The 25,778-nt window shown below is 68.3% G+C and carries 19 protein-coding genes; 9 read left to right on the top strand and 10 right to left on the bottom strand.

What is annotated here, in order from left to right:
- The first annotated feature begins 187 nt into the window (after positions 1 to 187).
- Positions 188 to 1,822, top strand: a complete 1,635-nt coding sequence (locus DEQ92_RS13620) for a BCCT family transporter (protein ID WP_049968809.1) — start codon at positions 188 to 190, stop codon at positions 1,820 to 1,822.
- 185 nt (positions 1,823 to 2,007) lie between these two features.
- Positions 2,008 to 3,366, top strand: coding sequence for an aminotransferase class III-fold pyridoxal phosphate-dependent enzyme (locus DEQ92_RS13615; protein WP_115805559.1), 1,359 nt, complete (start codon positions 2,008 to 2,010; stop codon positions 3,364 to 3,366).
- 75 nt (positions 3,367 to 3,441) lie between these two features.
- On the opposite strand, the gene ilvA is transcribed toward DEQ92_RS13615, so the two are convergent.
- Together ilvA and DEQ92_RS13605 are read right to left on the bottom strand one after the other, a co-directional pair.
- A complete protein-coding gene (gene ilvA, locus DEQ92_RS13610; protein ID WP_049968807.1) occupies positions 3,442 to 4,740 on the bottom strand; it encodes a threonine ammonia-lyase in 1,299 nt (432 codons plus the stop codon).
- Complete coding sequence (locus DEQ92_RS13605; RefSeq protein ID WP_115820966.1) at positions 4,737 to 6,044, bottom strand: amidohydrolase; 1,308 nt, start codon at positions 6,042 to 6,044, stop codon at positions 4,737 to 4,739. The genes ilvA and DEQ92_RS13605 overlap by 4 nt, the downstream gene beginning before the upstream one ends.
- A 129-nt stretch (positions 6,045 to 6,173) precedes the next feature.
- On the opposite strand from DEQ92_RS13605, the gene DEQ92_RS13600 reads away from it, so the two are divergent.
- Both DEQ92_RS13600 and DEQ92_RS13595 read left to right on the top strand, forming a co-directional pair.
- A complete protein-coding gene (locus DEQ92_RS13600) occupies positions 6,174 to 7,142 on the top strand; it encodes a D-2-hydroxyacid dehydrogenase (protein WP_008097259.1) in 969 nt (322 codons plus the stop codon).
- A gap of 6 nt (positions 7,143 to 7,148) precedes the next feature.
- Positions 7,149 to 10,283 (top strand): FAD-binding and (Fe-S)-binding domain-containing protein, encoded by a 3,135-nt coding sequence (locus tag DEQ92_RS13595; RefSeq protein WP_115820965.1) that lies wholly within the window; start codon positions 7,149 to 7,151, stop codon positions 10,281 to 10,283.
- An 81-nt stretch (positions 10,284 to 10,364) separates the two neighbouring features.
- Here DEQ92_RS13595 and gdhB read toward each other — a convergent pair whose 3' ends face one another.
- Together gdhB and DEQ92_RS13585 are read right to left on the bottom strand one after the other, a co-directional pair.
- Complete coding sequence (gene gdhB / locus DEQ92_RS13590) at positions 10,365 to 11,672, bottom strand: glutamate dehydrogenase GdhB (protein ID WP_193493656.1); 1,308 nt, start codon at positions 11,670 to 11,672, stop codon at positions 10,365 to 10,367.
- A 26-nt stretch (positions 11,673 to 11,698) separates the two neighbouring features.
- Positions 11,699 to 12,877 carry a M24 family metallopeptidase gene (locus DEQ92_RS13585; protein ID WP_008097255.1) on the bottom strand — a complete coding sequence of 393 codons (1,179 nt, stop codon included), beginning with the start codon at positions 12,875 to 12,877 and terminating at the stop codon, positions 11,699 to 11,701.
- A 345-nt stretch (positions 12,878 to 13,222) separates the two neighbouring features.
- On the opposite strand from DEQ92_RS13585, the gene DEQ92_RS13580 reads away from it, so the two are divergent.
- Together DEQ92_RS13580 and DEQ92_RS13575 are read left to right on the top strand one after the other, a co-directional pair.
- A complete protein-coding gene (locus DEQ92_RS13580) occupies positions 13,223 to 14,245 on the top strand; it encodes an LLM class flavin-dependent oxidoreductase (RefSeq protein WP_008097253.1) in 1,023 nt (340 codons plus the stop codon).
- 66 nt (positions 14,246 to 14,311) lie between these two features.
- Positions 14,312 to 14,668 (top strand): hypothetical protein, encoded by a 357-nt coding sequence (locus DEQ92_RS13575; protein ID WP_008097251.1) that lies wholly within the window; start codon positions 14,312 to 14,314, stop codon positions 14,666 to 14,668.
- 33 nt (positions 14,669 to 14,701) lie between these two features.
- Here the strand turns inward: DEQ92_RS13575 and DEQ92_RS13570 are convergent, their stop codons facing one another.
- The 5 genes from DEQ92_RS13570 to DEQ92_RS13550 all read right to left on the bottom strand — a co-directional run bounded on the left by DEQ92_RS13570 (position 14,702) and on the right by DEQ92_RS13550 (position 21,815).
- Positions 14,702 to 16,600 carry a hypothetical protein gene (locus DEQ92_RS13570; RefSeq protein WP_115820964.1) on the bottom strand — a complete coding sequence of 633 codons (1,899 nt, stop codon included), beginning with the start codon at positions 16,598 to 16,600 and terminating at the stop codon, positions 14,702 to 14,704.
- Between the two features lie 7 nt (positions 16,601 to 16,607).
- Entirely contained in the window at positions 16,608 to 17,444 is an 837-nt protein-coding gene (locus DEQ92_RS13565) for a signal peptidase I (RefSeq protein ID WP_008097249.1), read from the bottom strand.
- A gap of 3 nt (positions 17,445 to 17,447) precedes the next feature.
- Positions 17,448 to 18,899, bottom strand: coding sequence for a TasA family protein (locus DEQ92_RS13560; RefSeq protein ID WP_115820963.1), 1,452 nt, complete (start codon positions 18,897 to 18,899; stop codon positions 17,448 to 17,450).
- Positions 18,900 to 19,003: 104 nt separating this feature from the next.
- A complete protein-coding gene (locus tag DEQ92_RS13555; RefSeq protein ID WP_115821017.1) occupies positions 19,004 to 19,627 on the bottom strand; it encodes a TasA family protein in 624 nt (207 codons plus the stop codon).
- A 202-nt stretch (positions 19,628 to 19,829) separates the two neighbouring features.
- Positions 19,830 to 21,815, bottom strand: coding sequence for a helix-turn-helix domain-containing protein (locus tag DEQ92_RS13550; protein WP_115820962.1), 1,986 nt, complete (start codon positions 21,813 to 21,815; stop codon positions 19,830 to 19,832).
- A gap of 200 nt (positions 21,816 to 22,015) precedes the next feature.
- Here DEQ92_RS13550 and DEQ92_RS13545 point away from each other — a divergent pair, with 200 nt between their 5' ends.
- Genes DEQ92_RS13545 through DEQ92_RS13535 form a run of 3 tightly spaced genes read left to right on the top strand, consistent with a single transcriptional unit; the run spans position 22,016 to position 24,541 of the window.
- The gene (locus DEQ92_RS13545; protein ID WP_115820961.1) at positions 22,016 to 23,722 is read left to right on the top strand and encodes a histidine kinase N-terminal 7TM domain-containing protein; all 1,707 of its coding nucleotides are present in this window, start codon (positions 22,016 to 22,018) and stop codon (positions 23,720 to 23,722) included.
- Between the two features lie 58 nt (positions 23,723 to 23,780).
- Entirely contained in the window at positions 23,781 to 24,146 is a 366-nt protein-coding gene (locus DEQ92_RS13540) for a phosphatidate cytidylyltransferase (protein WP_199522914.1), read from the top strand.
- Positions 24,143 to 24,541, top strand: coding sequence for a hypothetical protein (locus DEQ92_RS13535; RefSeq protein WP_115820960.1), 399 nt, complete (start codon positions 24,143 to 24,145; stop codon positions 24,539 to 24,541). Before DEQ92_RS13540 ends, DEQ92_RS13535 begins: the two co-directional genes overlap by 4 nt.
- A 258-nt stretch (positions 24,542 to 24,799) precedes the next feature.
- On the opposite strand, the gene DEQ92_RS13530 is transcribed toward DEQ92_RS13535, so the two are convergent.
- The gene (locus DEQ92_RS13530) at positions 24,800 to 25,774 is read right to left on the bottom strand and encodes a DMT family transporter (protein ID WP_008097238.1); all 975 of its coding nucleotides are present in this window, start codon (positions 25,772 to 25,774) and stop codon (positions 24,800 to 24,802) included.
- Positions 25,775 to 25,778 lie beyond the last annotated feature (4 nt).

Below are 25,778 nucleotides of genomic sequence, written 5' to 3'. Positions count from 1 at the left end.
CACTTGTCGTGATGTGAGACATCACGTAGCATGGTGTCCGTCGGAGCGATAGTATGACAGACCACATTACAGCACACGGGTGCAACGGTCATCGTGGCGCACAGTTCGAGGCGCGGGCCTCGACCAGTCAGTCGGGAGGTGGCAGTCTCGTTCAGACGGGGTCGAACGGGGCGATTACGCACGGGGGGTGTCGGCGGTGAGCTCCTCAAACGGCGTCGTGAGTGAGTTCCTCGACGAAATCGAGCCGGTGGTGTTCGCGTTCGGCGCGGCGATAACGCTGCTCTTCGTCGGCGCGTTCAGCCTCAATCCGGAGGCCTCCTACGACTTCGTCCTCGGGATTCGCCGGTGGATTCTCGCCACGTTCAACTGGTTCTTCCTGTTGGCGATGCTCGGGTTCGTCCTGTTCTTGGGCTTCGTCATCTTCGGGCCGTGGGGTAACCTGAAGCTCGGAGACCAGGACCCCGAGTACGGCTTCCTCTCGTACTTCGCAATGATGTACTCCGCCGGCCTCGCGGCGGGTATCGTCTTCTGGGGTCCCGCGGAGGCGCTGTTCCACTACTCGACGGTCCCGCCGCTGTACGGGGCCGAGGCCCAGTCCTCGGCGGCGATGCCGCTGGCGGTCCAGTACTCTATCTTCCATTGGAGTCTGACCCAGTGGTCGTGTTTCACCGTGATGGGTCTCGCCATTGGCTACTTCGTCTACAACTACGACGCGCCGCTTCGCGTGTCGGCGGTCCTGACGCCGATTCTCGGTGCGGACAACGTCGACGGCGCGATAGGGAAAACCGTCGATATCCTCGCCGTGTTCGCGACCCTCGGCGGCGTCGCAACCTCGCTGGGCTTCATCGGAAGCCAGTTCATCACCGGCCTGAACTTCCAGTGGGGAATTCAACTTGGCGACGTGGGAACCATCCTCGTCATCACGGGCATGGTCGTCATCTTCACCATCTCGTTAGTGCTGGGCGTCGACAAGGGGATTCGACGGCTCTCGAACTTCAACATGGTCGTGTTCACCCTGTTGATGCTCGCGACGCTGATATTCGGGCCGACCTTCCGTATCCTCGAACTCGGCACGCAGGCGACCGGTGGCTTCATCGGCGACTTCTTCCAGATGAGCCTGTTCACGCAGGCCACCGCGACCAGCGCCAGTAAGTGGGTCAACGCGTGGACCGTCTTCTACTGGCTCTGGCCGCTCGCGTGGTCGCCCTTCGCGGGCCTGTTCATCGCCCGCATCTCGCGCGGTCGGAGCGTCCGCGAGGTCGCGTTCGCCGGCATCGGTGCGACCTCGCTCGCGACGGTCCCGTGGTTCGCTATCGTCGGCGGCGCGGGCGTCATCATGCAGCACACGGGCGCGGCGAACGTCCTCGGGCCGGTCTCCGAGTACGGCGAAGCGGTCTCGGGGTACGTCCTCTTCGGCAATCTCCCCATCGTCGGACCGCTGCTCCTGTTCGGGTTCCTCGTGCTCGTGACGACGTTCTTCGTCACCTCCGCCGACTCGTCGACGCTGGCTGTGTCGATGATGACGACCGGCGGTAAAAAGGAACCGTCCGCGCTCAACCGCATCTTCTGGGCCGTCCTCCAGGGCGCGGTGGCGTCCATCCTGATGGTCGTCGGCGGCGTGAACGCCCTGCAGTCCGCGGCGATTATCACGGGTGCGCCGTTCGCCGTCATCTGCGTGATAGCGACGCTCGGGCTCATCCGGACCTTCCAAGACGACTACGGAAGCCTGCTCCTCCAAGACGAGACGAACCTCTGGGGGAAGTCGGAGTCGACCGGCGGGCAGGCACCGGCCGCGAACGTCTCCAGCCACGACGACGACTGACGCCGACTCCAGCCGAACGCGGTTCCGTCCCCATCTCTGTCCCCGTCTCCGTCATCTCCATTCTACGAAGGCCCGTACCGACCGAGAGCGCCGCCGGCGCGGTCGCCGAGGCGGATCGCGAACCGTGATGTGTGGTAGCTCCTATGATACCAAGTTTTAATGTACGGTATCAACAAATCCTGTGTATGGATCGGGATACCGCAGAACCGGACGCAGCAGCGCTGCCCGGACCCAACGCGAAGCAGTGGGTCGAGTTCCACCACAAGCACGCCGCGCCCAGCGAGTACTCCCACGAGTTCGTCTGGGACGTGACCGCCGAGGCCGACGGTCCGTTCGTCACCGACGTGGACGGCAACGTCCTCTTGGACTTCACCTGCCACATCGGGGCCGCGCCGCTCGGCTACAACAACGAGAAAGTGCTGTCGAAGCTCCGGGAGTTCGACCTCGTCGAACCGATGAAAATCGCCGGCCAAGACATGTACTTCGGCGCGGGACCGGACCCCGAAACCGCCGAGTTCCCCGGGTCGAGCCACCTGATGGACAAGCTCACCGACGTGTCCTCTCACTACGGGATGGACACGGTATTCCTGTCGAACTCCGGGGCCGAGGCCGTCGAGAACGCGATGAAGATAACGCACGACCACAAGGCCCCCGCGAAGTACGGCTACGCCTTCGACCAGAGCTTCCACGGCCGGACTCTCGGGACGCTCTCGCTCACGAAATCGAAAGAGGTCTACACCCGCCACTACCCGCAAGTCGCGGGCATCGAGACGGTTCCGTTCTGCTCGGATTCTGGCTGTTCGGCGGACTCTTGCGACTGCGGCTTCTTCGCGGGTGGCGGGTCGCAGTTGCGGAACTCGCTCTCGCCGGAGGGCGGCCACGTCAACCCCGACGAGGTCGCGTTCGCGATTCTCGAACCGATTCAGGGCGTCGGCGGCTACCGCTTCCCGAGCGAGGAGTTCATGGCCGAGGTGGGCGACGTCTGCGACACCTACGACATCCCGCTCGTCGTGGACGAGATTCAGTCGGGCGTCGGGCGGACGGGCGAGATGTGGGCCGCCGACCACTACCCCATCGAACCCGATGTCATCGCCAGCGCGAAGGGGCTCCGCGTCGGCGCGACCGTCTCGAGGTCCGACGTCTTCCCGACCGAGAAGAACCGCCTCGGGTCGACGTTCGGCGGCGGCGACCTGCTCGCGTCGATGCAGGGCGCGCTCACGCTCGACGCCATCGAGGAGTACGACCTGCTCGACAACGCGACCGAGCGCGGCCGGCAGGCGAAGGAACTCCTCGCCGACGACGCGCCCGACCACGTGGTCGACGTGCGCGGCAAGGGTCTGATGCTCGCCGTCGAGTTCGACACCAAACAGCGCCGCGACGCCGTCGTCGAAGCGGCGCTCGACCGCGGCCTGCTCACCCTCGGCTGCGGGAAGAAGACGATTCGCCTCCTGCCCCCGCTCGACTCCACCGAGCGCGAAATCGAACTGGGCGTGGGCATCTTCTGCGAGGCGATGGACGCCGTGGCGACCGAAGCGGTCGCGTGAGCGTGGGTTTCGCCGGACGAACAGCGTGAGAAAAAACGGACCCGAGACGCGGTCTGTCCCGTTTTTCCGGACTACTCAGGCCGAGTCAGCAGACTCGCCGACGCACCTGTCCAGCGAGTGCGAAGCGACTTCGACGCCGTCGACCGCGGCCAGCGAGCCGAGCGCGTCCGCGAGGTGGTCCGGACCGCTCCCGTCGAGGCGAACCTCGACCGGAACCCGATTCGGTTCGTCGGCGGCGGTTCGGGCGGCGCGCTCGACGCTATCGAGTTCGGCCCCGGACGCGGCGACGGCCTCGGAGAGGTCGCCGAGAACCGCCGGCCAGTCGTCGAGTTCGAGTCGCGCTTCGGCGGCGCGTCCGAGCGCCTCCATCCCGACGCGAGTCAGTTCGGCGTGTTCGGAGAGGCCGACGTTGCCGCCGGAGACGACGGCCGCGACGTGCTCGCCCTCGACGTCGACCGCGCCCGATAGCAGCGCTGCGACCGGGGCCGCACCGGCCGGTTCGGCGACGGTCTTCGCCCGCTCGGCGAGGACCGTGGTGGCGACCGCGAGGTCCGTGTCGTCGACCGAGACCACGTCGTCGACGCGGTCGCGGACGACCGCGAAGGTCCGCTCTAACAGCCGCGCGTCGGCGATGCCCTCGGCGACGGTATCGACCTCCGAGAGCATGCGAATCTCGTCGGCCTCGAGCGAGGGCTTGGCGTGGGCCGCGCCCTCGGGTTGGACGCCGACGACGCGCACGTCGGGGTTCCGCGCCTTCAGCGCGGTGGCGATACCGGAGATGAAGCCGCCGCCGCCGATGGAGACGAGAACCGTATCCACGTCGGGCGCGTCAGCCGCGAGTTCCCGTCCGACGGTCCCCTGTCCGGCGATGACGGCCGCGTCGTCGAAGGGGTGGACGAACTCCAGTCCCTCGTCGTCGGCGAGTCGCAGAGCGTGTTCGTACGACTCCTCGTACAGGTCGCCCTCGACGACGACCTCCGCGCCGTAACCGCGGGTGGCGTCGATTTTCACCGCCGGCGTGATTTCGGGGACGACGATGGTCGTGTCGATGTCGAGCAGGTCGCCGGCGAGCGCGACGCCCTGCGCGTGGTTGCCGGCGCTGGAGGCGACGACGCCCCGTTCTCGCACCGACTCGGGGAGCTGCGCCATCGCGTTGTACGCGCCGCGAATCTTGAACGACCCCGTCCGCTGGACGTTCTCCAGTTTGAGGTCGACCCGCTCGGCCCCGCAGCGGTCGGCTATGGTTCGCGAGCTATCGAGCGGCGTCCGGTGGACCACGCCGTCGAGTCGCTCGTGGGCGTCCGCAACGTCGTCGGCGGTGACGACTTCCGACGCCGGGGGTGCCGACTCGCCGGTGACGCGCCCGTCGCTCATCGGTTCGCTCCCGCGATTTCTGGAACCGACTCGACGCCGGCGACCGACAGAATCGACCGCGTGAGGACTTCGACGCCGGTTTCGAGGCTTCGCTCGTCCACGTCGAACGTCGCGGTGTGGTGGCTCGTCGGGTGGTCGGTGCCGACGATGGAGTAACATGCGAGGCCGCCGTCGCGCTGGACGCGCTCCATGAGGAACGTGGCGTCCTCGCTCGCGCCGAAGTCGGCGGTCGGCACGACGCGGTCGACGCCGCGCACGCCCTCGGCGGCGTCGGCGACGGCCTCCACGAGTTCGGGGTCGCTGTCGGCCCGCGGGCTCTCGCTGACCACGTCGACCGTCGCTTCGCAGTCGTGCAGTTCGGCGGCCTTCTCGAACCGCCGGCGGAGTTCGGACTTCGCGTACTCCATGAGTTCGGTCGTCTCGCCGCGCGCCTCGGCGACGGCTTCGACCTCGTCGGCGATGACGTTGCTCGCGGTGCCGCCTTCGACCCGACCGACGTTGACGCGGGTCATCCCGTCGGAGTGCCGCGGAATCCCGTAGACGCTCTCGATGGCGGTGCCGAGCGCGTGGATGGCGTTCGCGCCGGCTTCCGGTTCCTTGCCGGCGTGGGCAGTCGTCCCCTCGATTTCCGCGTCGATGTGGCACATGGCGAGCGGCTTCTCGATACCGGCGACGACCTCTCCCGTCGGGTGGTCGAGGCCGACGTGGACCGCGAAGAAGTAGTCGATACCGGCGGCGTACTCGCTTTTCGCCATAGGCGCGCCGCCCCCCGAGATCTCCTCCGCGGGCTGGAAGAACACGACGAGCCGACCCGAAAAGTCGCTTTCCTTGACGGCTTCGAGCGTCACCAGCCCCCACGTCATGTGGGTGTCGTGGCCGCAGGCGTGCATCGTCTCGCCCGTCTCCGAGCGGAAGCCCTCGGCGGCGGGGTCGTGGCCCGCGTCGTCCGACTCCTCGATGAACAGCCCGTCGATGTCGACCCGAAGGCCGACCGTCGGCCCCTCGCCGCGGTCGAGGACGGCGACACAACCGGTCGTCCCGCCGCGGAGCGGTTCGAGGAGGTCCGGGTCGACCCCGCTGTCGAGCGCCCGGTCGTACCACTCGTCGAGTCGGTCGTCGCTCGGAACGGCCATCCGGTCGTCGGGGTCGTAAGCGTCCGCGCCGACGGCGAGTTCGTCCACGCCGATGGCGCGCAGTTCCTCGACGAGCCGCGCGGTCGTCCGGAACTCGCACCAGCCGGGTTCGGGGTGGCGGTGGAGGTCTCTGCGAAGCTCCGCTAGTCGCGCTCGAACGGCGTCGGCCATGCGTACACGTACCACTCGCCACCCACTTAAGCATAAACGGTATCCGTGGACACCGGCTACACAAAAAGACTAAGGGAACGTCACCCAATCGATGTAGCAACCGCGCCCGCGACGCGCGCGACTCACACCATGACCGAGACAGACATCGTCGTCCTCCGCGAGGGGACCGAGGGCCTTTCGATGGAATCGTACGCGAACGCGCTCCGCGAGCGCCTCCCGGACCGGACCGTGACGCTCGCCCGGACGCCGAAACAGGAACGCGAACTCGTCGCCGACGCCCGCGTCGTCACGGGCATCACGATAGACGAGGACCTGCTGGACCGCGCCGACCGCCTCGAACTGTTCGCCTGCACGTTCGCCGGGACCGACCACGTCCCGATGGACGCGCTCGCGGAACACGGCGTCGCCGTCACCAACGCCGGCGGCATCCACGCGCCCGGCATCGCCGAGCAGGCTATCGGCAACATGCTCGTGTTCGCCCGCCGCCTCCACGAGGGCTGGCGGCGCAAGGAGCGCGCCGAGTGGCGGCACTTCCAGTCCGGCGAGTTCACCGACAGCACGGTGACGATTATCGGCCTCGGCTCCATCGGGCAGGCCGTCGCCCAGCGGTTGCAGGGCTTCGAAGTCGAGACTATCGGCATCCGCTACACGCCGTCGAAGGGCGGCCCGACCGACGAGGTCGCCGGCTTCGAACCCGACGCGGTTCACGATGCGCTCTCCCGGAGCGAGTACGTCGTGGTCGCGTGTCCGCTGAACGACCTGACCCGCGGGCTCATCGACGAGGCGGAGTTCGCCACGATGCCGACCGACGCCGTGCTCGTCAACGCCGCCCGCGGCGGCATCGTCGACACCGACGCGCTCGTGTCGGCGCTGCGGTCGAACAAGATTCGCGGGGCCGCGCTCGACGTGACCGACCCCGAGCCGCTTCCCGCCGACCACCCACTGTGGGGACTGGAAAACTGCCTCATCACGCCCCACACGGGCGGCCACACGCCGAAGCACTGGGACCGCCTCGCCGACATCGTCGCCGGGAACCTCGGGCGGCTCGACGAGGGCGAGGAGCTGGAGAACCAAGTGCTGGCCGCCGAGTCGAACTGACTCCCGATGGCGACGCAGGAACGTCCGGACGACTCCAGCGACGGCCAGCGGACCGACCCGTCAGCCGACCCCGGCGACGACCCGCGCGCCGACTACGACTACGTCGGCGGCGACACCGACCGCGAGGCGCTCGTCCGCGACCTCGAACGCCTCGTCGACGGCGACGTGCGGTTCGACGAGTACACCCGACAACTGTACGCGACCGACGCCTCAGCGTACGAGGTGCTCCCCGTCGGCGTCGTCATGCCGACCTCGACCGCCGACGTGGCGGCCGTCGTAGAGTACTGCGCCGACCGCGAGATTCCCGTCCTCCCCCGCGGCGGCGGCACGAGCCTCGCCGGACAGGCCGTCAACGAGGCGGTCGTCCTTGACCTCTCGCGGCACATGGACGGGGTCCAGTCGGTGGACTCCGAGGCGGCGACGGCGACCGCGCAGGCCGGGGTTACGCTCGCGGACCTCAATAACTCCGCGGCCGACCATGGTCTCACGTTCGGCCCGGACCCCGCCGCGGGCGACCGGAGCGTCCTCGGGGGCGCTATCGGCAACAACTCCACCGGCGCGCACTCCCTGAAGTACGGCAAGACCGACTACTACGTCGAGGAGTGCGAGGTCGTCCTCGCCGACGGGAGCGTCCACCGCTTCGACGAGATGCGCGTGGACGAACTCCGGGAGAAGGCCGACCCCGAGAGCGACGCGTGGGGTTCCGACGGGCCGCAGAGTCCGCTTCTCCCCCGAATCTACGCCGAGGTCGTCCGCGTGCTCGACGAGGAACGAGCGGAGATAGACGCCCGCTACCCGGACCTCAAGCGCAACGTCTCGGGCTACAACCTCGACGCGCTGGTCGAGGAGGCCCGCGGGGAGCGCCCGCTGGCCGACGGGACCGGAACCGACCCGGACTGCGAGTCGGGGACCGTGAACCTCGCGCGCCTGCTCGCCGGGAGCGAGGGGACCCTCGCCGTCGTGACCGAGGCGACCGTCTCGCTCGAATCGCTCCCGGAGACCAAGGCCGTCGCGCTCCTCACCTACGAGGACGTGTTCGACGCCGCCGCCGACGTGGCCCCCATCCTCGACCACGACCCGGCGGCGGTCGAGCTCATCGACGACGTGCTCATCGACCTCGCGCTCGACACCGCGGAGTTCCACGACGTGGCCGCGTCGCTCCCCGACGGGACCCGCGCGGCCCTGCTGGTCGAGTTCTACGCCGACTCCGACGCTGACGGCCGGCGGAAGGTCGCCGACCTGCTGACGGCTCGCGCACCCTCGGTGACGCCGGAGGCGACGCCATCTTCGGGCGTCGGCGTCGCCGACGACGCCCGCGCGTTCGACGCGCTGGAAGCCCACGACGAGGCGGCCCGCGCGGGGCTCTGGGAGATGCGCAAGGCCGCCGCGCCCATCCTGCTCTCCCGGACGACCGACGAGAAACACATCTCCTTCATCGAGGACTGCGCCGTGCCGGCCGACGAACTGCCGGGCTACGTCGAGCGGTTCCGCGAGGTTATCGACGACCACGACGCCAACACGAGTTTCTACGCCCACGCGGGGCCGGGCGTGCTGCACGTCCGCCCACTCGTCAACACGAAGACGCTCGACGGCCTCGATTCGTTCGAGACCATCGCCGACGAGGTGACGGACTTCGTCGTCGAAGCCGGCGGGTCGGTGTCGGGCGAACACGGCGACGGCCGCGCGCGGACCCAGTGGAACCGCAAACTGTACGGCGACCGCCTCTGGAACGCCTTCCGCGACCTCAAGACCGCGTTCGACCCCGACTGGCTCCTCAACCCGGGGCAGGTCTGCGGCGACGTGTCGATGACCGAGAACCTCCGGTTCGACCCCGACTACGAGTTCGACGCCGGCTTCGACCCCGAACTCGAGTGGGACACCGAAAACGGCTTTCAGGGGATGGCGGAACTCTGCCACGGCTGCGGCGGCTGTCGGGGCGACCAGTCGACCACCGGCGGCGTGATGTGTCCGACCTACCGCGCCACAGAGGAAGAGGGGCTCTCCACCCGCGGTCGCGCGAACATGCTCCGGCAGGCCATGAGCGGCGACCTCGACGCCGACGCGACGGACACCGAGTTCATGCACGAGGTGCTGGACCTCTGTGTCGGCTGTAAGGGTTGCGCCCGTGACTGCCCCAGCGAGGTCGACATGGCGAAGCTCAAAGCCGAGGTCGAACACGCCCACCACCAGTCTCACGGCGCGAGCCTCCGAGACCACCTGTTCGCCGAGGTGGACCGACTGAACGCGCTGGGCTCGCGGCTCGCCCCGCTTTCGAACTGGGCGGCGAAGATACCGGGCGCGCGGACGGTCATAGAGAAGACCGTCGGCATCGCCAGAGAGCGGTCGCTCCCGACGTTCCACCGCGAATCGCTGGAAGACTGGTTCGAGGCGCGGGGCGGCGCTCGCGTCCCCGAGGCCGAAGCCACCGACAAGGTGCTCCTGTTCCCCGACAGCTACACCAACTACAACCACCCCGACGCGGGGAAGGCCGCGGTCCGCGTCCTCGAAGCCGCCGGCGTCCACGTCTCGATTCCGGACGACGTGACCGCCACCGGCCGCCCGGCCCACTCGAAGGGCTTCCTCGACCGGTCGCGGGCGCGCGCCGAGACGAACGTCGACGCGCTCGCGCCCCGCGTCGAAGCCGGCTGGAGCGTCGTGCTCGTCGAGCCCTCGGACGCGGTCATGTTCCAGTCGGACTACCTCGACCTGCTTTCGAGCGACGCGGCCGAGACCGTCGCCGCCGAGACCTACGGCATCATGGAGTACCTCGACGCGAAGCGCCTCGTGGAAAACATCGACGCCTCAGCGTCGGCCGAGACGCTGACGTACCACGGCCACTGTCACCAGAAGGCGACGCGCAAAGACCACCACGCGGTGGGCGTCCTCCGGCGCGCCGGCTACGACGTAGACCCGCTCGATTCGGGCTGTTGCGGCATGGCCGGGAGCTTCGGCTACGAGGCCGAACACCACTCACTGTCGAAGGCCATCGGCGGCATCCTCTCGGACCAAATCGGCGAGAGCCGCGGCGACACCGTCGTCGCGCCCGGGGCGTCCTGTCGAACCCAACTCGAAGACATGGACGGCGCGGCCGACGACCCACCGCACCCGATAGAGAAGGTCGCCGAAGCGGTCGCTGACTGAGAAGCGCGCCGAAAAAGAAACCGGGCCGCACCGCGGCCCTTGAGTCGTCGGTCGATTGGGGTTCGCTCGACGCTCAGCCGCTCAGGGCCAGAGGCCCCGCGTCTCCTTCGCGCCGCCGATGCGGGAGAGCGCGACGACGTACGCCGCGTCGCGCCACGTCAGGTCGCGTTCGTCGACGTGTTCGCGGACCGCGTTCCACGCCTTGAGCATCTCCGCTTCCAGTTCCTCGTGGACGCGGTCGAGCGACCACTGGCGGCGGTTGATGTCCTGCAGCCACTCGAAGTACGAGACGGTGACGCCACCGGCGTTGGCGAGGATGTCGGGGACGACGGGAATCCCGCGCTCTTCGAGGACGGCGTCGGCCGCGAACGTCGTCGGCCCGTTCGCGCCCTCGACGACCATGTCCGCCGAGATGGCGTCGACGTTTTCGGTCGTGATGACGTTCCCGATGGCCGCCGGGATGAGCACGTCCACGTCGAGTTCGAGCAGTTCCTCGTTCGTGAGCGACTCGGGGGCGTCGTAGCCCGACACCATGCCGGGGCGCTCGTCGTGACCCTCGACGTCCTGCGTGTCGAGGCCGTCGGGGTCGTAGATGGCCCCGTCCACGTCGGAGACGGCGACCACCTTCGCGCCCCACTCGTCGAGGAGGCGGGCGGCGTTCGCGCCGACGGAACCGAACCCTTGGACTGCGACGGTGGTGTCTTGGATGTCCCAGTCGTAGAAGTCGATGGCTTCGCGGGTGACGATGGCGACGGAGCGACCGGGTGCCTCCTCGCGACCGTACGAGCCGCCGATGACCGGCGGCTTGCCCGTCACGACGCCGGGCGTCGTCTCGCCCTGCTGCATCGAGTAGGCGTCCATGAACCACGCCATCTCCTGCGGACCGGTTCCCATGTCGGGCGCGGGAACGTCCTTCTTCGGCCCGACGACGTTCCGAATCTCCTCGGCGAACCGTCGCGTGAGGCGCTCGCGCTCCTCGTCAGAGAGCGTCTTCGGGTCGACCGCGACGCCGCCCTTGCCGCCGCCGAACGGGAGGTCCATCACGGCGCACTTCCAAGTCATCCACATCGAGAGCCCGATGCACTCGTCGGCGGTCACTTCCGGGTGGTAGCGGAGGCCGCCCTTGTACGGCCCGCGCACGTCGTCGTGCTGCGCGCGGAAGCCAGTAAACACGTCGAGGGAGCCGTCGTCGCGGCGGAGCGGGACCGACACCTGTTGGACTCGTGTCGGGTGCTTCAGGCGCGCGACGACGCCGTCGTCGACGTCGGCGTGGCTCGCCGCGCGTTCGAGCTGCCTGCGCGCCGTCGCCAGCGCCGATTCGGGTTCGGACTCCGAGCCGCCGTCGGCGACCGCTTCGCCGTTTCGATTTTTGCCATCTTCGGTCATCATATGAGGGCTGTGACCCGGAGTCATAATTAAGTTGTGAATAGCCGGCGGGGGAAGTCGGCCAGCGGTTCCGCCCCAGTGGCCGTGACGACGAACGTCTCGCTGAGTTCGACGCCGAAGTCGTCGAACCAGAGGCCGGGGATGGTGTGGAACGTCATGTTCTCTTCGAGCACCGTCTCGTCGCCGGGGCGGAGGCTCGCGGTGTGCTCGCCCCAGTCCGGCGGGTAGCCGAGCCCCATCGAGTAGCCGATGCGGTCTTTCTTCTCGATGCCGTACTCGGCGATGGTGTCGCGCCACGCCTTCTCGACGGCCTCGCAGGTCACGCCGGGTTCGACCGCGTCGAGGGCGGCTTCCATCCCCTCGACGACGATGTCGGCCCGCCGGGACAGCTCTTCCGGGGGGTCGCCGACGAACGTCGTCCGGGCGAGCGGCGAGTGGTAGCGGTGCCGACAGCCGGAGAGTTCGATGATGACCGGGTCGCCGTCCTCGAACTCGCGGTCGGTCCACGTGAGGTGCGGCGTCCCCGTGTGGTCGCCCGAGGGCATCAGCGGGACGATAGACGGGTAGTCGCCGCCGTAGTCGTCGGTGCCCTCGATGAGCGCCGAGTAGATGGCCTCGGCGGCCTCGTACTCGGGAACGCCCTCCTCGATGACGTCGAGGCCGGCCTGCATCGCGTTCTCGGAGATGCGGGCCGCCTCGCGCATGTAGTCGAGTTCGGCGTCGGACTTCTTGATGCGCACCCGGTTCACGAGGAGCGTCGTGTCCTCGAAACTCGCCTCGGGGAGATTCTTCTGCAGGCGCGTGTAGGACTTCGCGGTGAAGTAGTAGGCGTCCATCTCGAGGCCGACGCGCGCGTCGTCGACGCCGAGGTCCTCCAGCACGGCCGCGACGAAGTCCATCGGGTGGAGGTCGTGGGGCGACTGCACGTGGTCGTCGCTGTACGGCCGGATGCTCTCCTCGCTCAGCGTGGTCGTCGCGCGCGCGCCGTTGGCGTCCATGTCGCGACCGACCCACACGGGTTCGTCGCGGTCCCGCGTGACCACGACCCCCTGATGGACGTAGAACGACCACCCGTCGTAGCCGGTGAGATAGTTCATGTTCGCGGGGTCGCTCACGAAGAGCGCGTCCAGCCCGCGTTCGGCCATCCGCTCTTTGGTCCGGGCGATGCGTCTGTCGTACTCGGCGCTGTCGAATACGGCTCTTGGCATGGGAACCTCTATCGAACCATCGGATAGGGCCCGTAAAAATTTTTTGTGGACCATGGTCACGAATTCTGTGTACACCGACGGCTCGGGAGATGAGTATAATGGGTAGATAGTACAAGAATACAGTCCGACCCAGATAACTATAGATGTCTTCTATCCAGATATCCCACGTAGGATGCCTTAAAATGCATAACTGCTTAAATAATCTAGATTATTCGAGTTTTTCAAGATATTCAAACATATAATAAGGTACTATATAAACAATACTAATGTCCCTCCGACCCACCGAGAACAGTACGCATCTGCTGGGAGCCCAATCGTTATTCCTCGCAGTCTCGGAGGCGGGGTATGGACCTCTCTATCGTCGACCTCTCCCCGGTTCCGCGGGGCGGGACCGCGACCGACGCCTACGCGAACACCGTCGAGGCCGCCGCGCAAGCCGAGCGACTGGGTTACTCGCGCTTCTGGGTCGCCGAACACCACGGCATGGCGAGCACCCTCGCGGGAACGACCCCCGAGGTGTTGCTCGGCCACCTCGCCGCGGAGACCGACTCGATTCGGCTCGGCTCCGGCGCGGTGCTGCTCAACCACTACAGCCCGTTCAAGGTCGCAGAGCAGTTCGGCGCGCTCGACGGGCTCGCTCCCGGTCGCATCGACGCTGGGCTCGGCCGGGCGAACGGGTCGCCCGCCTCGGACCAGGCGCTCGGGACGGACCGGCACGTCGAGGACCCTGACGGCGACCACGCCGAGAAGGTCGAGGCCGTCGTCAACCACCTCTACGACGACTACCCCGACGAACACCCCTACGCCGACCTCGAAATTCCGCGAGGCAACGGCGATCCGCCAGTTCCGTGGGTGCTCGGGTCGAGTCCGTCGAGCGCGACCATCGCGGGCGAACTCGGGCTGCCCTACTGTTTCGCGGGCTTCATCAGACCGCAGTTCGCCGTCCACTCCTTCGAGGAGTACCGAGAGAGCTTCCGGGCGTCGCCACTGGCCGGCGGCATCGACGAACCCCACGGGATGGTCGCGGTGAACGCGGTCTGCGCCGAGACCGACGAGGAGGCGGCGCGGCTCCGCGCGGTGGCCGAGGCGACGTACAAGCGGATGCGTCGCGGCGAGGTCGGGACGAGACCGACTGTCGAGGAGGCGATAGACGAACTCGGCGGCGTCCCCGAACCCACGCCCGCGACGCTCGGGGCGAAAGAGTGGCCGCGAGCCATCTCCGGCAGTCCCGAGACGGTTTCGGGGCTGTTGGACCAGCTCGCCGAACGCGTCGGAGCCGACGAGATGATGATTCAGCACGTCGTCGGCGACCACGAAGACGGCCTCCGCTCGCACGAACTGCTCGCCGAGGGCGTCGGGCTCGTCTGACGCGTCAGCTTCCGCGACAGTCCGTCGGCCCGGATAATTCATATTGCGGTCCCCGAAATGGAGAGTGTGTCACGCGTACGGTATCTTCGACTCAAGGACACGCCCTTCGAGGCGCGGGAATTCTCGCTCCTCTGGCTCATCGCGCTCGCAACCTACGGCGTCGGCGACATCGTCACGACGCTCACTATCCTCTACTACGAGCGCCGGTTCGACGAGGCGAACGCCCTGCTCGTGGCGAGCACGGACGCCCTCGGCCATTGGGGGCTCGTCCTCCCGAAGCTCGCGGTCTTCTTCCTCTGTCTCGGAATCTGCGTCTACGGCGCTCGCGTGGGCGATAAGGTGCTGTACTACCTGCCGCCGGTCACGCTCTCCGTCATCGGGGCGTTCGCCACGGCGTTCAACCTCAGACTCTTCGTCGGGTGAAGGGGGGCCAGGAGAAAACGTGTCGCAACCCGCTCAGTCGGTCGCCTGTTCGAGCGTGAAGACGAACTCCACGTCGACGCTGTCGGTCTGTATCTCGTTGCCTGCCGACTCCCGAATCCGCCACTCGACGACGAGCGACAGGGATTCCCCGCCATCGAGTCGGCCGAGCGTGACGGACTCGTTCCACACGTCGGCGAAGTCGAGATACGTCGTCTCGTCGCCAAGCACGTAGGCGCTCGTCCCGTTCGCCCGCTCGACGCGAAGTCGGACGGCGAGCGCCTCGTGGAGTTCACCCTCGTCGGCTCCGCCCGTCGAATCGACCGACAGTTCAGGTCCGGAGCGGCCGTTTTCGGCGGAGTCGAACGGCATCGAATCCAGCGTCAACACGCCGGGGTCGCGCCCGCGGTTGGTGAGCGTCCCCGTCGAGTTGCCCGCGGAGCCGGGCGCGACCGACTGCGTGTCGAGAAGCGAGACGCCGGCCCCGCCGGAGCCGAGTTCGAGGTCGACGCCCTCCGGGGCGCTCCCGGCGGTGTTTTCGACGGTTACGTCGAACGACGCGGTCTCCTCGGTTCGGGCGACCTCGGTCGAACCGCGGAAGAACACCGCAGTCACGGAGACGTAGCCAGTCGTGACGGCTGTCTCGCCGTCGTCGCTGGCGGCGAAGCCCGCGGTTCGGTCGCCGTCGGCGTAGGTCACGTCGGAGCCGAGCGCGTCGGCGACGTCCACGGGACTCGACCCCCGGCTGGTGACGCGTCGCTCCTCCTGCCAGCCGTCGTCCGGTGCCCACGTGTTCACCACGAGAACCACGCTGTCGACCGCGCCGGTCCACGAGAGCGATCCGGTCACGGGGCCGCTGAGCGTCCCGACCGTTCCGTCGGCGCTTCGGACCGTCGGTGGGTCGGCGGCCTCGACCGTCAGCGTCGGGTCGGGCGCGGGCGACGATGCGGCCGTGGTCGCGGTCGTCGTTTGGCTGTCGCCACCAGAGCCACCACCGCCACCACCTCCGCTGCCCGTAGAGCGCGCCGTAGTGGTCGGCCCGGGAGTGCTCGTCGGCGCGGACGTCGGCGACGGCGTTGGTGGAGCCGGTGTCGATGTCTGCGCCGGCGTCTCCGTCGACTCGGGGTCCGTCGTCGTGGCCGGCGTAGACGTCGCACTCGTGGTTGGCGTGGGCGTTGGTGTCGGCGTGTCGCCGGACTGGTTCGTCTCGTCGGACGGGGCGTCCGATGTCTGCGGAGGCGGCGTCACGGTGACCTCCGGCGGCGACGGCTCGGGGTCACCGTCACCTCGGAGGTCGGAGAGCGCGTCGTTGACGCCGCTGTCGTCGAGGAAGCGGTCGATGCTTCCGGGGGCGGCCAAGCCGGTTCCGACCAGCACGATGCCGACAACCACGAAGACGATGACTAACCGGCCGAGGACTTGAGAGAGCCGCGGCGAGAGCGTGCCGAGAAGTTTCGCCGAAAAGAGCGAGGCGAGCGACAGCGGAATCGGGAGCAGGCCCGCTCGCGACGGGCGGTACTCGACCACCAGCGCCGTCTCGGTGGGGCGGTCGCCGGCTTCGACCTCGTCGCCGACGGCGACCGGACGCTCGTCGGTTCGCGGGCCGTCGTCCTCGTCGGTCGAGATGCGCTCGACGGTCGTGGAGTCGGCGGCTGTGTCGCGCACAAACGACGACGAGCGGGGGCTCCAACGGCGAACCTCTCGGACGACCCCGTGGACGGGCAGGCCCTCGCCGGGGAGACAGAGGACGCGGTCGCCGCGTTCGAGGCGCTCGAAGTCGACCTCGTCGAAGTCGTCCGTGTCAAAGTCGGTCGCGTCGCGGTCGGCTTCCGTCTCGTCGACGAGGCGGCGGCACCGGGTCGCGTCGGCGAGAATCAGTTCGGGCGACTGCTCCGGAGTCCAGTCGAGCGCGTCCGCGTCGTCCGGGCCGCTCACGAGGGAATCACCGCCCGTCCTCGGATGCGGGCGTCTCGTCGGCCGCCGTCGCCGCCGCATCGCGGTCGGCAGGGTCGGTCACCCACTCGATATCGTCGGTCGAAGCGGAGGTGTCGGAGGCGGAAGACGAGGGAGGCGATTCGACGACTGCGACGGGGTCCGAAAGGCGGACCCCCGTCCGCTCCGGGTAGAGCGTGACGCCGCCGTCCGAGGCGCTGACGTAACCGGCGTCGATACCGGCTCCGCCGTTGGGCCGGCCGTCGCTTCCAGCGCTTTCGGCGCTCCCCCCGGGGCCGTCCTCCTCGTCGCCGTCGACCTCGACGAGCGCGTCAGTGTACAGCGAGTAGAGTTCGGTCACGACGAGGAGCGCGCCGGGGAGGATGACGAACAGGACCAAGCCGAGTTTCGACTGGGCAAACTGGGAGGCGAGTCCGAGGTACGGCACGTGGAACCAGACGCTCCCGACCACGCGGTCGGCCGCGACGGGGTCCGAGTCGACGTCCTCGTTGGCGTCGCCCTTCGTCCGGAACACCGGACTGTCGCCGCTTCGGTCCACCGCGACGACCCGGTGGGTCACGCGGTCGGTCCGCTCGTCGGTGATGGCGCTGCCGGCTTCCCGGTAGGTGATGATATCTCCCTCCGAGATGTCCGTGGGCGGAACGTCGCGGACGACCACCACGTCGCCGGCGTCGAACGTCGGCGACATGCTCCCCGAGAGGACGGTGTAACTGGCCTCGGCACCGAATACCTGCGGGGCAGCGAGCACGACGACGAGGGCGACGGCGACGAGGAGGACGACGCCGCCAAGGACGCGAGCCGCCGCGGCGAGACGGGACCAGTGCATCGGTCAGTCGTCTCCGTCGTCATCGTCGTCGTCGTTCTCGTTGCCGTCCTCGTCTTCGTTCTCGTCGTCGTCTTCACCGTCGTCGTCATCGCTGTCCGAGCCACCGTCACCGTCGTGACCGTGGTCGTCATCGTCGCCATCTCTGTCGTCGTGATGACTGTCGTCGCCGTCATCGTCGCCCGTCTTGACGTCGACCCGAACCACGAGGTCGTCGGGGTCGATATCTTCGTCAGCATCCCACGAGAACCGGAGCGTCCCCGTGAGCGAGAACGACCCGTCAATCTCGCGGTCGATGCGGACGTGGCTCGTGCCGGTCGCGTCGACCGAGACGTCGGCGAGGGCGCTCGTCTCCCCGTCCGCGGAGAGTTCGAGGTCCGAGACCGTGACCGACGACCCGGCGGCCGAGGCGGAGACTGTGACGCCGAGCGCGACCACGTCGTCCGCGCCGACGCCCTGCGCCTTCCGCCCGTTCTTGTCCGGGTACTCGGTGCCGCCGATGGTCATCGTCACCTTGCTGCCGTCGAAGTCGACCCGGAACGACTCGGTCCGTCCCGAGGACCACGCGTGCTGCCAGTGGTCGTTCTGCTTGTGGACGCGGGTCTCGGAGCGTCCGGAGCGCTTCAGCACCGCGACTTCGTAGTTCTCCGGCTCCGAGTTACCGGGGGCGGAGCCGTTTTCGGGGTCGCCGTAGCGAGCGAGCGTCGCCCAGTCCCACCCGCCCATCGCGGCGCGGGCGTCGCCGGAACCGGACGCCGAATCGTCGTCACCGTCGCCATTGTCGTCATCGTCGTCACCGTCGTCGTCGACCTCGCAAGTGGCGTCGCCGTCGTCGTCGGCCCGCTGGTCGAGCGCGAACCGGAGGTCGACGCCCGCGACGTCCGAGGCGACCTCGTTGCCGGCGCTCGACGGGAGCCGCCACGCGATGACGAACTCGACGGACTCGCCGGGGGCGAGTTCGTAGTCGAGGTCGAACGTCTCGTCTGCGACGAACATCGAGTCGAGGATCGCGTAGTCGGAACTGCCGCAGAGGAACGTCTTCGACCCGTCCGGGGCTTCGAGCCACGCGCGGACTTCGAGCGCCTGCGCGAGTTCGCCGTCCCCGACGCGGGGGTCGTTCTGCGACGGGGGCTCCGACTGGCCGTTCTCGTCGTCGGTGACACCGAGTACGTCGATGTCGAGAAAACCCGGGAGCGACCCGCGGTTGCGGAGCGTCACCGACGCGGTGCCGCTGTCGCCGGGCGCGAGGCCGGACTCTTCGAGGAACGTGAGTCGCTCGTCGTCGCCGTCGACCGTCAGGTCGAGCGTGCCGACGCCGAACGACGCGTCGGCGCGCTCGGTGTCGGAAAACGCCGAGTACGTGCCAACGCCCGCGGCGGCGCTCCCGGCGCTAATCGTGAAGAGGCCGCCGAGGAATCGGCGTCGAGTGAGCGTCAGCGTTGGTGTCTGTTTCGGCATCGAGTGGCGTCGGTGAGTGCGTCCGGCGGGTCGGGACGAAAGAGGTGAACTCGGTCGACTGCGACCGGGTGCGTCGTCTGCGTCGCCCGCGAACGCGAGTGTGGTTACTGGCTGTCCCGCTGGTTCAGCTCGAAGTCGAACTGGACGTCGAGGCCGTCGGCCTGGAACTCGTTGCCGGCGCTCTCCTGCATCTCCAGCGCGAAGGAGAACGTCTTGGTCTCGCCGGACGCGAGCGCGATGTCTCGGACGTTGGAGTCGTCGTCCTCGCCGGCGTTGTTGGCGACCACGTCCGCGAGGGTAGCCGACCCACCGAAGCGGTCGGCGAGCACGTCGAGGCTCCCGACTTCGAACGTCGTCACGTCGAGGACGCCCGCGAGGTCCGCCACCGAGGCGTTCGCGTCGCCGTCGTCGCCGGCCGTGGCGTCGCTGTCGTTTTCGGTCAGCGCGAGGTCGATGTCGAGGCTCCCGTCGAGCGTCCCGTCGTTTTCGAGGTCCACTTCGAAGGTGTCGGTCTCGTCGCCGGGCGCGAGGCCCGTGGCGCTGAAGCTCGCGGAACTGGCTCCGTCGGCGAGGCTCAGCGTCCCCGCCTGGAGCGTGTTCTCGGTGCTCGATTCGGTGTCGTTGAAGAGGGCGAACGTGCCCACCCCGGCTGCGGCGCTTCCCGCACCGATCGTGAGGAGTCCCCCGAGGGCGCGGCGTCGTGTGAGTTTGAATACTTTCTCTGGCATCGGTTTCTCCGTGCGGCCCACCATACACCCACTCCCTTCCGTGACGTTCTGGGTGGGGTGACCTTCAGAGATAGCTACTCGATTAGGCGGCAATAATCCGATACCACCACTATGCGGTATCCGGCAAAAACCGGGTGACGTGATAGCCTTCGTCAGGGGAGAGATGAGACGAGGACCGACCGGGCGTGTCGGCTCGACTGGATTACACGTCGCCGGGCTCGCCGTCGAACAGCTCGGCGAAGACCTTCCGCTGGGCCGCCCTGAGGTGTTGGGTGAACGTCGACCGCGAGACGCCGATGGCCTCCGCGACCTCGGCGGCGCTGCGGCGCTTCGGACGCTCGAAGTAGCCCGTTCGGTACGCGACTTCGAGCGACTCGCGCTGTCGGTCTGTGAGTCCGGCCAACACGCTGGCCCCGATATCGGACTCGACGGAGCGGTGGTTCCGCGCGGTCATGACGACGCTGTCGAACCCGGCTGCGAGCGCCTCGACGAACGGGCCGGCCGGTCGCCGCCGGGGGAGGTCGACGACGACCGTCGCCTCGCCGGCGGCCACGACGACGCGCTGGAGGACGCCGCCCGCGTCGGCGATGGCCGTCCCGAAAGAGGGCGCGGCCGTGTCGAACTGCGCCCTGACAACTTCGTCCTCGGCCACCACGCCCCCGGGCGTCACGCCGTCGAGACTCGCCAACGCGTCGGTCACCGCGGCCTCGGTCGCCCCGCGAACCGTCACGAAGTAGCGCTCGCTGTCGCCGCGGGGCAACACCGTGTGGACGACGAGTTCCGCGTCCCGACCGAGGGCGTCGCCGACCGCCAGAACCCCCGCGCCGCCGTCGCGGACGCTGAGTCGGACGCGGACGACCTCGTCGGCCACGAGCGCCTCCCGGCCCTCGGCGGTGCTGAGGGCGTACCCGAGCGTCTCCGCCAGTTCTTCGAACCGCCGGCGCTCGCGGTCGTCGTCGGCACCGCGGCGGTAGACGCCGAGGACGCCGTAGTCGACGCCGCCGTATCGGAGCGAGACTGCGACCGCAGTTTCGATTCCGGCCGCGGACGCGGCCTCGACCCAGCGCCGGTCGGAATCAGCGTCGGGGCTCCCGGGGTGTGACGCTTCTGCACCGACTGTGCGAACGGTTGTTCCCCCCTCGCGGAAGGCGGTCAGGCTCGGTTCGGTCGAGTCGCGCCGCGCGGCCGCGTCGGCGTCGAGCACGCCGGCGGCCCGGAGGTACGACCCGTCGCCTTCGACCGCGAGCGGGTCGAGTCCGCCGCCCGCGGTCCGCTCGCCAACCCACGCCACGGTGGTGTCGGGGTCGCTCCCGATGTACCGGCAGAACGCCTCCGCGACCTCCACCCGCGAGGACTGTCGGACGAGAATCTCGCGAATCGCCTCCTTCGTGTCGCGCTCGCGTTCGAGTCGGCGCTGGTGGTGGACCTGCGCCGTGATGTCGCGGAGGACGCCGATACTGCCGGGCAGGCCGTCGTCGACGACGTGGTCCACGTCGAGGATGCAGTGGCGAGTCTCGCCGTCGCGGGTGCGGATGCGGATGTCGAGCGACTGCGGGGCCGACAGGTCGAGCGCGTCGCGGACGCGGACCCGGTCGTCCGGGTGGACAACCGTCTCGACGATGTCGTCGGCGAGGAGCGCCGCGCGGTCGTAGCCGGTGAGCGTCGTCGCCGCATCGTTGACGAGGACGACGCCGCCGTCGCGAGCGACGAAGATGGCGTCGCGGACGCTCTCGACGAGCGTCCGGTAGCGCGCTTCGCTCTCCGCGAGCGCGCGCTCCGTCCGGTGCTTGTCGACCGCGGTTCGGACACGCGTGGCGAGCGCTGCGGCGCTGTCGTCGACGCTCGTCTTGACGATGTAGTCGTCCGCGCCGGCCGACAGCGCGCTGCTGGCGAGCCCCTCGTTTCCGGCGCCGGTAAAGAGGAGAAACGGGAGGTCCGGTCGGTCTTCGCGGACCGCCGCCAGCAGTTCGATACCCGTTCGTCCGGGCATGTAGTAGTCGCTGACGACGCACTCCACGTCGTCGGTGAGGCGGTCGAGCGCCCCGTCGACGCTGTTGGCCGCCCGAACGTCGAAGTCGGGGGCCTCCTCGTGGAGTCGCTGTACCACGAGCGTCAGCCAGTCGCGGTTGTCGTCGACGAGGAGGACCGCGACGGGGTCCGCGCTCGTCTCGTCTGTCGTCTCGGTCACGGCGGTTCGGCCGTCCGTGGCACAGCGACTGAGATAAACTGTTCGGGTGACGAACCCGAGGGAATCGGGGAACTGGGAACCCTATGACGGTTTACGCCGATATCGAGGCGGAATCGGCTTCCGAACAAGTACTTCTAAATACCAGAGCGGGAACAGAACACGCACCGATGGACGCGAGCGGCGGTTGGGGGCGGTGAGAGATGGGGTGGCAATACACCGTCTTCGCGCTGCCGACCCTCTTTGCGATGATTACCTCGGCCCTGTTGGGAGTCTACAGCCTTCGGCACATGCGGCTCCACGGGCGGTCGTCCGACCTCGGCGCGTTCTTCGCCGTGAACGTCGGGCTCGTCCTCTGGACCGGGTTTTCGGCACTCAAACTCCTACAGACCGACCCGTCGCTGAAGCTGCTTTTCTACCGGCTTCTCTACTTCGGCGTCGCGCCGCTCGGCGCGCTCGCGCTCCTCTTTACGCTCCTTCACACCGACCGGATTCGCCGAGTCACGCCCGGAGTGGTCGCGGCGCTCATGGCCGTTCCGGTGGTCTTTCTGGCGCTCCTGTTCGCGAATCCCCACGACCTCGCCATCGAGGGGACGCGCCTCGTCGAGACGAACGGCGTCGTCGTCATGCGGGTCGACGTCGGCCTCGGCCACGTGGTGTTGCAGTTGCTCTACAACGCGGTGCTCTCCGTGCTGGCCGTCGCGCTCATCCTCTACGAGGCGGTTCGGCTCAGACGGCCGTACATCCCGCAGGCGGTGCTGGTGAGCGTCGGCCTCGCCGCCCCGTTCGTTTTCGTGGCCTGCACCACGTTCGGAATCCCCCCGTTCAGTAGCGACGGCGTGAACCTCGTGCCAACTTCGGCGGCCGTCACGTCGGCCGCTATCGGCGTCGCGCTCTTCCGCTACCGGTTTCTCGACCTGCCGCCCATCGCCTACACGACCGCGATGGAGGAGTCGCCCGACGGGGTGTTCGTCCTCGACGCCGACGAGCGAATCGTCCACGTCAACGACCGCGGCGCAGCGCTCTTGGAGCGCTTCGGCGCGGCCGTCGGCGACCCGCTCACGGGGGTCTCGCCGGACCTCGACCTGACGACCGAGAGCAACGACAGCGTCAGGACCACGCGAGAGGGCGGCGAGACGGTGTACCTCAGCGCCCGGTCCCAGCGGCTCGAGCGGGGCGACCAGACCATCGGATGGGTCATCGTCCTCCGCGACGTGACCGAGTTACACCGCCAAAAGCAGACGATTCTCTCCCAGAACGAGAAGCTCACCCTGCTCAACCAGATAATCCGCCACGACATCCGCAACGACATGGCCGTCATCCTCGGCAACGCCCAGTTGGTCGAGGAGTCGGTCGACGACGAGGTGGTTCGCGAGCGCCTCGACGCGATAATCAGGAGCGGCGAGCACGCCACCGAACTCACCGAGAACGTCCGGAACCTCATGGCCACGATGCTCGACGACGAGGAGACGAACCGGCCGACGACGCTCGCCGGGCCGCTGTGGGCCGAGGCGAGCGCGGTTCGCGACGGAACGTCCGAGGCCGCGGTCTCGCTCCCCGGCGAGCCGCCGGACGTGACCGTCGTCGCCGACGACATGCTGGGGACCGTCTTCCGCAACCTCCTCACGAACGCGGTGCGGCACAACGACGTCGACCCGGCCGAAATCGACGTGTCGGTCGAGGTCCGGGACGACGAGGCGCTCGTCCGAATCGCCGACAACGGACCGGGCATCCCCGACGACCGAAAAGAGGAGGTGTTCGGCCGCGGCGAGAAGGGCCTCGAAAGCCCCGGAACCGGTCTCGGGCTCTACCTCGTCGACACCATCGTGAGCGGCTACGGCGGCGACGTGTGGGTCGAGGACAACGACCCCCGCGGCGCGGTTTTCGTCGTCCGCCTGCGGAGGGCCTGAGAGCGGGACGACTGCACAGTCCCAACACTCAAAAGGTCAGCAGAAATATATGAACGGGATGCCCTCCGCCGTTCTCCACACCGACGTCAGCCGGTGGCGACTGGCCGTTTTTGCGGTCGTCGCCGTCGTGCTCGTCGCTCTACTGTCTCTCACCGACGAGTCGGTCAGTCCGGCGCTCGCGGCCATGGGACTGCTCACGCTCGTCTACATGGCCACGGGCGCAATCGATGCCTTCCGCGAGCATCCAGTCTTCCCGCTCGCCTCCGCGGTGTACACGACGCTCCTGTTCGCCGGCGGGTACGCCAGCGGCGCGCTGTCGAATCTCCTGTGGGGCGTCCTCGCCATCCTCTCGGCGGTCGGCGTCGCCGTCGAGGCGTACAACTACCGACACGGAGCGAGCTATCTTCGGCTCGATTTCGAATGACGAGGCTGAGCGAGACGACCGTGTCGGGGACGATAGCCGTCGCGTCGCTCGTCGTGGGACTCGTCGTCGCCTTCGACGACCCGCAGGTCGACCTCGCGGGCGGGGCCGTCTGGACCAGCGCGACCGGCATGGTGCTTCTGCACTTTCGCGGGAAAGTCCGCGACGCTCGGAGCGACGAGTCGCCCGAGCCGGGACCGCTCTTGCGTCTGGCCGAACTCGACTACGACCCGCGATACGACCGCTATCTCGGCGTCGCCCTGTTCGCCCTCGGCATCGCGGCGTTCGCGGCGGTCATCGTGGTCGACACGTCTGGCTCGAACGAACTGTTCCTCATCGGCGTCGGGAACTTCTGTCTGATTTCCGCGCTCGGAGCGGTCGCGCTCTCGTATCGATAACACGGACGGACGGGTGAAAGCCGACGCAGTCGGCCGTTTTTGAGAACCGGGCCAGAAAGACTACTTAGGTGGCAGACAACTCTTACGTGTCCGCTCGACGCTGTCTGGTCGGCGGACCGGTGACATAACAGCACAGACAGGCGGCCCATCCCGTGCCAACGGTACTCCGACCCTGCCCCCTCGGACCGCCGCTCGATGGGTCCGCCCCTACATCTCTACCCCTCTCAGTTCTACTTCCGCGAGTGACCCGTCCGCGACTCAGTCGCGTCCCGGAGCCCCGTGCCCGGCGAGACTGACCACGCGAGACTCGATTTTCCCGTAGACGCGCGCGACCTCGCCGAGGAGCGATTCCGTCGCGAGGACGGCGAAGCCGGTGAAGATGGTCGCGAAGCCGACGACGGTGAGCGTCGAAATCGACTCGCCGAGGAGCACCGTCCCCCCGAGCGTCGCGACGATGGGCACGGCGTAGAAGACGAGGTTGCCGCGAATCGGACCCACGTCGTCGAGGAAGCCGAAGTAGGTGAGGTAGGCCACCGCGCCGGCGAAGACGCCGACGTAGGCGAGCGCGAGGAGGGCCGTCGGCGACCACGTGGCCGCGGCGAACGACTCGCCGGAGGCGACGCTCATGCCGTGGGTGAGCGCCGCGCTGACGGGGAGCGCCCACGCCGTGCGGACGGTGCTCGAAAGCGACGTGTCGGCCCAGCGGATGAGCACGGTCCCGAGCGCTCCGCTGACCGCGCCGAGGAAGACGACGCCCTTCCAGAGCGCCTCGCCGCCGAGCAGGTTCGCGGGGTCGACGCCGACGACGAGGCCGACGCCGAGGAGGCCGATGAGCATCCCGAGCGCGCCCCGCGTGGAGAGTCGCTCGTCGGCGAGAAGCGCCATGGCGAACACGGGCGTCAGAATCGGGTTGAGGCTGAAGATAATCGACCCGACGCCGCTGGAGACGTGCTCTTGTCCCACGAACAGGAGAGCGTTGGCGAGGCCGATGACGAACACGCCGGTGGCGAGGATGCCGACCACGTCGCGGACGGACCGCGGGAGCAGTTCGGCGCGCGGCCGGGTCGCGACGACGTAGCCGACGAGCAATACCGCCGCGATGTCGAACCGGAGGGCGACGAACAGGAGCGGCGGGAGGTAGTCGAGGCCCGCCTTCGCGGCGACGAACGTCCCGCCGAAGAAGAACGCCGTCAACGCGAACAGGACGAACCGCCGGCGCGTCGCCGTCACCATTCGA

Source organism: Haloferax sp. Atlit-6N (assembly GCF_003383195.1).
In the GTDB taxonomy this organism is placed as follows: domain Archaea; phylum Halobacteriota; class Halobacteria; order Halobacteriales; family Haloferacaceae; genus Haloferax; species Haloferax gibbonsii.
Note: the sequence above shows the minus strand (reverse complement) of the source record. Positions and strands in the feature narration are given on the sequence as shown.

Coding starts and splice junctions, on each gene's coding strand:
- ilvA (WP_049968807.1), bottom strand. CDS start 4,740: ATGAGCGACGGGCGCGTCACCGGCGAGTCGGCACCCCCGGCGTCGGAA.
- DEQ92_RS13615 (WP_115805559.1), top strand. CDS start 2,008: ATGGATCGGGATACCGCAGAACCGGACGCAGCAGCGCTGCCCGGACCC.
- gdhB (WP_193493656.1), bottom strand. CDS start 11,672: ATGATGACCGAAGATGGCAAAAATCGAAACGGCGAAGCGGTCGCCGAC.
- DEQ92_RS13530 (WP_008097238.1), bottom strand. CDS start 25,774: ATGGTGACGGCGACGCGCCGGCGGTTCGTCCTGTTCGCGTTGACGGCG.
- DEQ92_RS13580 (WP_008097253.1), top strand. CDS start 13,223: ATGGACCTCTCTATCGTCGACCTCTCCCCGGTTCCGCGGGGCGGGACC.
- DEQ92_RS13540 (WP_199522914.1), top strand. CDS start 23,781: ATGCCCTCCGCCGTTCTCCACACCGACGTCAGCCGGTGGCGACTGGCC.
- DEQ92_RS13585 (WP_008097255.1), bottom strand. CDS start 12,877: ATGCCAAGAGCCGTATTCGACAGCGCCGAGTACGACAGACGCATCGCC.
- DEQ92_RS13565 (WP_008097249.1), bottom strand. CDS start 17,444: ATGCACTGGTCCCGTCTCGCCGCGGCGGCTCGCGTCCTTGGCGGCGTC.
- DEQ92_RS13545 (WP_115820961.1), top strand. CDS start 22,016: ATGGGGTGGCAATACACCGTCTTCGCGCTGCCGACCCTCTTTGCGATG.
- DEQ92_RS13605 (WP_115820966.1), bottom strand. CDS start 6,044: ATGGCCGACGCCGTTCGAGCGCGACTAGCGGAGCTTCGCAGAGACCTC.
- DEQ92_RS13600 (WP_008097259.1), top strand. CDS start 6,174: ATGACCGAGACAGACATCGTCGTCCTCCGCGAGGGGACCGAGGGCCTT.
- DEQ92_RS13595 (WP_115820965.1), top strand. CDS start 7,149: ATGGCGACGCAGGAACGTCCGGACGACTCCAGCGACGGCCAGCGGACC.
- DEQ92_RS13555 (WP_115821017.1), bottom strand. CDS start 19,627: ATGCCAGAGAAAGTATTCAAACTCACACGACGCCGCGCCCTCGGGGGA.
- DEQ92_RS13560 (WP_115820963.1), bottom strand. CDS start 18,899: ATGCCGAAACAGACACCAACGCTGACGCTCACTCGACGCCGATTCCTC.
- DEQ92_RS13535 (WP_115820960.1), top strand. CDS start 24,143: ATGACGAGGCTGAGCGAGACGACCGTGTCGGGGACGATAGCCGTCGCG.